We start from the raw sequence: 8296 nt of genomic DNA, 5'->3' as shown, positions 1-8296 counted from the left end.
TGTAGCCCATCGGATAACGAGTTCGATGGGATGCGGGGCTCGTGACCGTCCCGAAGGGTGCATGAGCTTGAGGCGTAAAGCCTCAGGTGAACGCCCAACCGCAGCTGTCGTCCACTTGGCTTTTTACAAAAGCCAGCAAAACAGCGCATTAAGGGGGATGGCTGTGCCATCCCCCATAATCCACTCACGTCGGCTTTTTACAAAAGCCGGCAAAATAGCGCATTAAGGGGTGTGGCTAAGCCACACCCCATTAATCCACTCACGTGCCAGCTTCGTTAAGCTGTTTGGAAGCCCCATGCGTAAGCGTGGGGAGTAGTTCACGTGCACTAGAACCCACAGGGAGAAACGCATGAACATGATACAGAAAAAGCTGGCAGAGGTAACTGAGAAAATTAAGAATATAGAGGGATTTGAGAAAGTAGCATTTATCATCCTCTATGGTTCAGCAGCAGAGGGGCGGATGACTGAGGGTTCTGATATAGACCTCTGCATATATTATGATGGTGCCCCGGAGGAGGCATCAAGATTCAGGTTTAAAGTACTTTCAGAACTCTTTGATGACAGATATGACGTTCACATTTTTCAGCAGCTCCCCATTTATGTGAGGGTGGAGGTTTTGAGGGGAAAGGTAATCTACTGCAAAAATAAGAGGTTTTTATATGATGTTGCTATTGAGACGATAAAAGATTTTGAGAGGTTTAAACATAGATTTTATGATTATATTGGGGTGAGAGCCATCAGATGAGGGAAGAGATTATTAGAACAAAAATAAAGGAGATAAAAGAAAGCATAGGACTGGTAGAAGAGCATCTACCTGATAAATTTGAGGAATTCTCCAGTATGGGACTGGTAAAAGATGGGATTTACAAAAGGGTAGAATTTGCGATTGAAAATGTTTTTGACATCTGTGCCATCATAAATGCCGATCTTGAACTTGGAATTCCAGGCAGTGATGAGGATATCGTAGAGAATCTGGTAAAAAATAAGATTTTAAGCAACAAAATGAGGGAAAAGTTGAAAGCCATGAGGGGTTTTAGAAACATAGTTGTGCACAGATACGGAAGAATAGATGACAAACTTGCATTTGGGATATTAAGGGAAAACATTGGAGATTTCTATGAGTTTATAGGGAGAATAGAGGAATTCTTAGGAAAATGATGGATGTGTGAGCTGCCCCCTCACGCAAGGGGCTCTGTGAGGAGTTCTTTACGAGCCTTAAAGAGGGGGGTCCCCACAGGCTGGTTCACGCAGCCACTACCTTATCCGGACTCAGGGGCTACCTTCTTTACATAGCAAACCCAAATGATAACTCAAATTATCATAACGGCGGTTATCATGAAGTTCGTTGACAGAGTGGAAGAGCTGAAGGCTCTGGGAGAAAGGCTGGACAGCGACATATTCGAGTTTATCGTGATCTACGGCAGGAGGAGAGTTGGCAGCAACTTAAGTTAAAAATCGGGGAAATGTTGTCTGGCAACAATCAGCAAGTACTGTGGTAGTTGACTTCAACTCTATCTCAGCAATACTTCCCCAACTTCTTTTTTGAAATGGTATCTGTCTTTATCCTTCAGTTCTTCGATTATTTGCTTTATTTCCTCCTTGTCTATGAGTCCTTTCTCCTTACAAACCAGAAGCAACTCTGGAATGTTAAATACAGATAAACCTTCTCTTTCAGCAATCTTCTCCGCTTTTTCTATAAGAATGTCGCTGAGAGGACACACCGTCTTGACGGCGTGGTGAATTTGTGGTGAAATAGGAGAGGCGGGTGGGTTATCTTTATAATCTAACAATTATAAAAGAAAATGTGCCACCCGTCAAAAGTCATGATGTTGAGAGAGGAGTGGTATGTGGCATGTGGCATCGGGGGGCTCGTGAACGGCCCGACCCACAGCCAGACCCCGGCCGTGGTGGCGTGCTGAGGGAAGCCACTGTCTTCGGGTAGTTCACACCGGGCAACACCACTCATACGAGAGCCGTAAGCGTGAACCGGCCGGTGGGGACCCCTCTCTTGGGTGGGGCAAAAAAGATTGCATATGTTCTAAACATTACACCAGATGGATTGTTTATGTGACAGTGACAGATATTGGGTATCAATCTGTGAGAAAGAGTAATAAAGTTGTTTTTGAGTTCGAGAGTGGAACAAAGCTTGGAATTGAGATGTGGAGAATTATTGAAGCAATTGAATTTCTCAAAAATCGTGGTATTGTTGCGATTGGGGGAAGGATCTCAGAAGAATATCCAAAAGATTCGCTTGAAGGTCATTTAAAGGAGATGGCAAAAGAAAAGTATGGGAGAAAAAACAGATACAAAGACCGCCGGAGAAGTATTATTTCTTAATAGTGGGAAAAAAGTGTTATGAAATATGGTTTCTTATTAGCAGGATAATCTTTTGTTGACGTGTTTATTATATCCATTTGAGGCGTTAAAGTTGACGGGTCTCTTTTTCCCAAAGCAGATCAAACAGATAAATATGTGGGCGAATTATGCCTTCGTTTTCAGTATACAAACCGTATGGAATTCCATTGTCGTCGAAGTAGACCATGAGAAGTTTCGAGTCATCGACTACAAGAATGTAATTACTGCAGGATCCGACTTCCCTTACCTCTCCGCTCAGAGCGTAGATTTCATCCTTACAAACACGCTCAAATGTACCTAATGCATAAAGTTTCACGCCTTTTGGAAGATATTTTTTCAGCGCATTCTTGCACTTTAGAGTGAATAGAGGTCGTTCACCCATAAGTTTAACACATTTTTTTGCACCCTGAATCATTTCCAGAATCCGACCAATGATTGCCTCTTCTCCCTCGATTATCCATACCTGAGAGCCTCCATCACTAGTTTGGAGTTTGGGCGCTCGCTCTTCAATTTCTTTAATTCGTTCTTTGAGTTCTTCCATTCTGGCATTAAACTCTGCACTAATTTGTCTGATCCGATTTGTAAGAGCCCAATGGACGCCCACTGCTGCGTATTTTTTGGGGTTTGTGTGTCTGCCTTGGATGAATCCCTTACGTTCAAGTGAGGATAGTGTATCATAAATGCGCTGTTGTGGAATTCCAGATAATTTCGCTATAGTTCCTGCACTGGCTTCGCCTATAGTCAGGAGTACATAATACGCTCTTGCCTCATACGTGGTAAGTCCATAGTCACGGAGTGCGTTAACAAAGCTCTCATCTATTACTATATCCATTCTAAACGATCCTTCGAGATTGTGCCTTATTTAGTTTTTTGCCTCTCACCACTAGTGTGCTTGTCTTAGAAAATCGCACCACTCGTTCAGCGACACTCCCAAGAAGTAGATGATCTATACCGCTTCTTCCATGAGACGCCGTTACTACAAGATCATAGTCCGCTGAGATATCTACAATAACGGAGACTGGATGTCCCTTCATCGAAATGTAGTCTGCAGTATCACCGAGAATCTTTCTGGCCATGCCGAGAGCGTGATCTCTGCGACGTTGTAATTCTTCAAAATATAGCTGCGATGGCACAGCATCGGACGTATCCATTACATGTAAGACCGTTATTTCAAAGGGTATGCGTTCTCGAAGCCAATGTACCCACTCGATCGCGGTTTGTGAATATTCAGAACCATCTGTAGCAACCAGCACGCGCTCTGGAAGTGCTGATGAACGTGCCACAAGCACGGAAGTTTTTGCATGACGTACAACTTTTTCGGAAACGCTACCTATGAACATTCTTTCAAGTCCAGAACGGTTGTGAGACCCCACCACTAAAAGGTCGGCATCAACTTCTTTTGCGTACGAAACGATCTCATTAACCGGGTGCTCTTCCCTGATAACCGTGTAAGAATCTGGAAATAACTCTCTAACCGATGCAATGGCTTCTTCAGCATTCTGTCTTTTTAACTGGTTACAGACTACCGAAATCGCGTGTAGATTTCCGTCAAGGGCTTTTGTCAGTTTCACCGCAAGCTTAACAGCAGTTTCAGATGCTTCAGACCCGTCTGTCGCCACAAGAATTTTAAATTTATTCGTATTGCCGATTCCACATACTTCCACCATAATTATTCACCCCCTACCATCTAAATTTGAATATAAATTTTTAATATAGTATTGAAATTAACACATAAGAAATACTTGCTATGAACATCCATGCAATAAGTCCGACATAGAACGGCATTATCCCCACTTCCTTCATGTCCCGGAAACTCGTGTTCAACCCCATAGCAGCCATCGCTATAGCCAGCAGGAGATCGTCAATCTGAATCATTGCTCTTGAGACTGCGTCAGGTATTATTCTCACCGAGTTGATGAAAATCATCGCTACGAATCCGAGGATAAAGTATGGAACTGGTACTGACCGGAAACTGAAGCCACCGACATCCTTCCTAGCTAAGAGAATGCCCAAGACTATAGCTATAGGTGCAAGAAGGGCAACCCTCGAAAGCTTGACTACAGTTGCGATGTCGCCGCTTGTATTGCTGACGGCATAGCCTGCTGCCACCACTTGCGCCACCTCGTGTATGCTGGCTCCCGCCCATACGCCGTAAAATACGCTGGACAGACCCATGATCTTGGCCAGCACAGGATAGACGAACATGGCAACTGTGCCAAAAAGCGTAACTGTAGCAATAGCAAAGGCAATATTGCGGTCTCTGGCATTTATAACACCTCCCACTGCAATCACTGCAGAAGCGCCGCACATGCTAACACCTGTGCCAATGAGTGTCGCCAGTTCTTCCGAAATTCTGGTGTGCTTTCCCAACCAAATTGAAAATGCCAGAGTCAATACAACGCTTGCAATAACTACGATCAACCCCTTGCTGCCGATATGAGCAATTTCCGCAACGCTAATTTTTAGACCGAGCATAATGATGGCTATTCTCAGGATGCGCTTGAGCGAGAACTCCACTCCCGGACGGAAAATCTTCGGGAGACCTGTAGCATTTCTGAAAATCATCCCAATGATTATGGCAAGTATCAGAGGAGAAATTGCAATGTAATTGTTTACTGTTTGGGTTAGAACTGTGGCTAATGCTGCGAGCGCGCTTGAGTAGATTAGACCTGGCGTTATCTTAATAGCCCTAACTCCTATCTCACCCATCTCACCGCCTCCATATTAACACCACTTTTTAATGGTGTTCACCACTTATAGATGGTGACCTTTTTAAAAATTGTGCTTGTACAGCAGGACCCGTCAACATAACCACCTTTTAGGGTGTCTCCAAATTCACCACTCAGCCAGCCTCTGCAGAGCTTTCTTTTCCTCAAATCCCAATCGGATGATGATTGCAATAAGAAGTACGTTAGCATAGACGAATTTAGCAACCGATCTCTCAGTAAACCGACGTATTTTGTCCATAAAGAGCCAACGTTTCCCTAATTAAAAGACGTATTCTACTTCCGACCTTTCAGATTTTAGCTCGTCTACTCTCTTCAAATAGCCAACAAGATTTTTACGAGTTTTTGAATAAATAGACCGGAGTCGTTTACTCCGTAAGCAACTGTTGACCCTGTAATCAACAGGTCATAGTTGAGTTTCACAGGCCTGGCCTGCCAGAGATAGAATCAAGAGAGCTCAAAGATAATTTCTCTTCAACGGTGCTCTCAATCCTTCGAAAATTTTATCAAGTTCCTGACCAGAATGGTAAGGATATGAAGAAAAATTACTACCTCACGAAGAGTGAACAGCTGGTCTTCAGGGTTATTGAAAATGCCAGAATTATCTCAACCACCGAACTCAAGGATTTATTTCCGGAGTTGAGCGAGGAGATGATATACAAGGTTGCATCGAGCCTTGAAAGGAAGGGTTACCTCTACCGTCTGAAGAAAGGTCTGTATCTTGTCCAGAAAACTCCCTCAAAGGAGCCGCTCATCGAGAACCCGTACGAAATTGCCCTGAGCATTTTTAAAGGATATATTGCATTTTCCTCGGCATTGAGGCTTTACGATCTGATCGAATACGAGCCCTTCACTATCTTCGTCGCAACACCTGAGAAATCTGGAAGGGTTGAGCTGAACAGCTACACCGTGAGGGCTGTTTCAATGGGGGAGAGAGCAATCGGAATCACATTTTACAGAGGGGTTTACATCTCAACTAAAGCAAAAACTTTCTTTGACTGCTTTTATAAGCCCCAGTACGCTGGAGGTTACGAAACAATAACTAAAGCGCTGTTTGAAGTGAAAAACATGGACTGGGATGAATTTTTAAGTTATTTCAAAAAGTTTGCCTCGCCATCGCTCTGCCAGAGGACTGGCTATATCTTGGATTTGATGAGGAGGGAGCTTGATTTTAAAGTCCCGGAGAACGTCCTTCTGTTTTTCAAAGGCAGGGTTAAAACCAGAACCAGATTAATTCCGACAGCCCCTTCTAAGGGGCGTTTTATCTCAGCTTGGAAAGTTACAGACAACCTCGGAAAGGAAAGAATCCTGGGGTGGGCTTATGGAGCTTGAAATGCTTCGCTATCTTGCCGCAAAGACAGGTTTGAGCTTGAATTACATCTCAAAGGACGAGAAAGTCTCATACCTGCTCTCCCAGATCTGGGAGATATTTGGAGAGAGTGTGATTTTAAAAGGAGGGACAGCTCTGAACAGAGTTTACCTCTCAAAGCTCAAAGTCAGCCGTTTCTCAGAAGATATTGATTTAGATTACTCCGTAGATTGCTTCGGGCACGGTCTTGACGAGAGCATCAGAAGCATCAATGCGCCAGCGGGCTACGAGGTTGCGCATCACGTCTCGGGTCTTGACGAGAGCATCAGAAGCATCAATGCGGGGATGCAGGCGGTAAAGGATTTCGATGTTTCAGGCCCGAAAATTCTGCACAGAACTTTACGCTTTGATTGCCATTACATTAATGAACTCGGCAATAGAGATAGAGTCAGGGTGGAGTTTTATCTTAGCAAGCCCCCTTCTGTCGAGGCTAAACCCGCTCTGGTTAAGTCCCCCTTTGTTGATTCTTATCCCACGATTTTCCGCGTTTATTCGCTGGAAGATTTGCTCGCAAGAAAACTTATAGCTTTACACAACCGCATGGATGGCAAGGACATCTATGACGTCTTTTACGCTTTGAAACTCGATTTTGACATGGAAAAGTTTGAAAACGCTTTGAAATTGGTCTTGGATTTTTACAGGATTGATAGAAATTTCTTTGAAAACGTTACCGGAAAACTCGATGAAGCCAGGAAGAATGCAAGATATATTGGTAACTCCACGAATCACTTCATACCCAAGCACCTGAGACCCAGCTGGGTTGAAATGATTGAATCGCTGAAAGGTGAGATTGAAAAACACAAACTGAAGACTGGATGATCAGCTTTAGCTGACCCACAGCTTTCAGAAGTCTGGTTGCCCAAAGGTGGTTGTCTTTATAATCTAACAATTATTTAAAAGAAAATGTGGCACCCGTCAAAAGTCATGAGATGGCAATCGGGACCCGTGAACGGCCCGACCCCGGCCGTGGTGGCGTGCTGAGGGAAGCCCACCTACACGCAGGTGAGTGGTTCACAGTGGCTTGTGCTTTGAAATGAAGTTCGTCGACATAAGGCTTTTAGAGGAGTTAAACTTTCAGATTTCTACTCAACGCTGGATTTCGCAATGGTCTTAAATTCCAGCGGTATATCTTTCCCAGTAAAGTAAAGGACTTCTATCTCTATTACTTTTCCCTCTTTTAGGATTATTCCCTCTCCTACTTCTTCACAAACGTATTCTTTCAGAGGATAGTCAAATCATATGTCCGGAGCCTCCATCCCCCTCTCTTCACCTTCTTTAACCCTGTTCTCCAGTTTGTCGATAGTAGAGATACACATTGCTATCTTTCCTGCTTTGCCTTATGAAATCGGGGTCACTCCCATTTTGACCAGTGGTTTAATCAGGGTTCTACTCCTGCTCAGTTCTTCGTATACTTTCACTGTTATGAACAACTTATCAAACAATTTGAAGACTAAATCCAGGTGATCTATTTTTAGAAGAGCGCTGATAAACCCTGTGTCAGCTAAAGCATGCTTAGCCTCTTTGCTTTCTCTCTCAGCTCTTTTGCCGATTCTGGCCCCCTCCTTATCGTGATATTATTTTTGATTAAAAGCTCTTTCATCTCCTCGTAAGACAGTCCAGCCATTTCTGATGCTTTACCGAGACTTATTTCACCTTCTTTATACAATTCCATGGCTATTTTTTCTCTCAGTTCCTTATTTGCAGCCAGGAACATGTTTATTGCATCACGTAGCAAATCCTCTTTTCTGTAACCCAGTTTTTCCGAAGCATTCAGTATATATTCTACTGCTCCCATTTTCTGTTCACATGTTTTCATTCTCAACTCTCAGCGTAATAAAACTTCTCC

The 8296-nt window shown here is 43.6% G+C and carries 10 protein-coding genes and 1 pseudogene; 6 read left to right on the top strand and 5 right to left on the bottom strand.

Going from position 1 to position 8296, the window contains the following annotated elements:
- Positions 1–334: 334 nt before the first annotated feature.
- From mntA to BP07_RS09110, 3 genes and pseudogenes are all read left to right on the top strand, one after another.
- Positions 335–745 (top strand): annotated as a pseudogene (mntA, locus tag BP07_RS08035) (type VII toxin-antitoxin system MntA family adenylyltransferase antitoxin); the annotation flags it as partial.
- Positions 742–1158: a type VII toxin-antitoxin system HepT family RNase toxin gene (gene hepT / locus BP07_RS08030; RefSeq protein ID WP_042687750.1), complete on the top strand. Its 417-nt coding sequence runs from the start codon at positions 742–744 to the stop codon at positions 1156–1158. The pseudogene mntA and the gene hepT, both read left to right, overlap by 4 nt.
- A gap of 177 nt (positions 1159–1335) precedes the next feature.
- The gene (locus BP07_RS09110; protein WP_245597089.1) at positions 1336–1452 is read left to right on the top strand and encodes an ATP-binding protein; all 117 of its coding nucleotides are present in this window, start codon (positions 1336–1338) and stop codon (positions 1450–1452) included.
- A gap of 59 nt (positions 1453–1511) precedes the next feature.
- On the opposite strand, the gene BP07_RS08025 is transcribed toward BP07_RS09110, so the two are convergent.
- The gene (locus BP07_RS08025; RefSeq protein ID WP_042687747.1) at positions 1512–1790 is read right to left on the bottom strand and encodes a hypothetical protein; all 279 of its coding nucleotides are present in this window, start codon (positions 1788–1790) and stop codon (positions 1512–1514) included.
- A 277-nt stretch (positions 1791–2067) separates the two neighbouring features.
- On the opposite strand from BP07_RS08025, the gene BP07_RS08020 reads away from it, so the two are divergent.
- Entirely contained in the window at positions 2068–2337 is a 270-nt protein-coding gene (locus BP07_RS08020; protein ID WP_157203160.1) for a hypothetical protein, read from the top strand.
- An 85-nt stretch (positions 2338–2422) separates the two neighbouring features.
- On the opposite strand, the gene BP07_RS08015 is transcribed toward BP07_RS08020, so the two are convergent.
- Genes BP07_RS08015 through BP07_RS08005 form a run of 3 tightly spaced genes read right to left on the bottom strand, consistent with a single transcriptional unit; the run spans position 2423 to position 5064 of the window.
- Positions 2423–3187, bottom strand: coding sequence for a TrmB family transcriptional regulator (locus tag BP07_RS08015; RefSeq protein ID WP_042687742.1), 765 nt, complete (start codon positions 3185–3187; stop codon positions 2423–2425).
- A 1-nt stretch (position 3188) separates the two neighbouring features.
- Positions 3189–4022, bottom strand: coding sequence for a universal stress protein (locus BP07_RS08010; protein WP_042687740.1), 834 nt, complete (start codon positions 4020–4022; stop codon positions 3189–3191).
- 40 nt (positions 4023–4062) lie between these two features.
- A complete protein-coding gene (locus BP07_RS08005; RefSeq protein WP_042687738.1) occupies positions 4063–5064 on the bottom strand; it encodes a YeiH family protein in 1002 nt (333 codons plus the stop codon).
- Between the two features lie 551 nt (positions 5065–5615).
- Here BP07_RS08005 and BP07_RS08000 point away from each other — a divergent pair.
- Together BP07_RS08000 and BP07_RS07995 are read left to right on the top strand one after the other, a co-directional pair.
- On the top strand, positions 5616–6413 hold the full coding sequence (locus BP07_RS08000) for a type IV toxin-antitoxin system AbiEi family antitoxin domain-containing protein (RefSeq protein WP_042687736.1): 798 nt from the start codon (positions 5616–5618) through the stop codon (positions 6411–6413).
- Positions 6403–7269, top strand: a complete 867-nt coding sequence (locus BP07_RS07995; RefSeq protein WP_042687734.1) for a nucleotidyl transferase AbiEii/AbiGii toxin family protein — start codon at positions 6403–6405, stop codon at positions 7267–7269. The genes BP07_RS08000 and BP07_RS07995 overlap by 11 nt, the downstream gene beginning before the upstream one ends.
- Before the next feature lie 682 nt (positions 7270–7951).
- On the opposite strand, the gene BP07_RS07990 is transcribed toward BP07_RS07995, so the two are convergent.
- On the bottom strand, positions 7952–8266 hold the full coding sequence (locus BP07_RS07990) for a UPF0175 family protein (RefSeq protein ID WP_042687732.1): 315 nt from the start codon (positions 8264–8266) through the stop codon (positions 7952–7954).
- Positions 8267–8296: the final 30 nt, after the last annotated feature.

The sequence above is a fragment of the Methermicoccus shengliensis DSM 18856 genome (assembly GCF_000711905.1).
Classification (GTDB): domain Archaea; phylum Halobacteriota; class Methanosarcinia; order DSM-18856; family Methermicoccaceae; genus Methermicoccus; species Methermicoccus shengliensis.
This window is presented reverse-complemented; position numbering and strand designations above follow the sequence as displayed.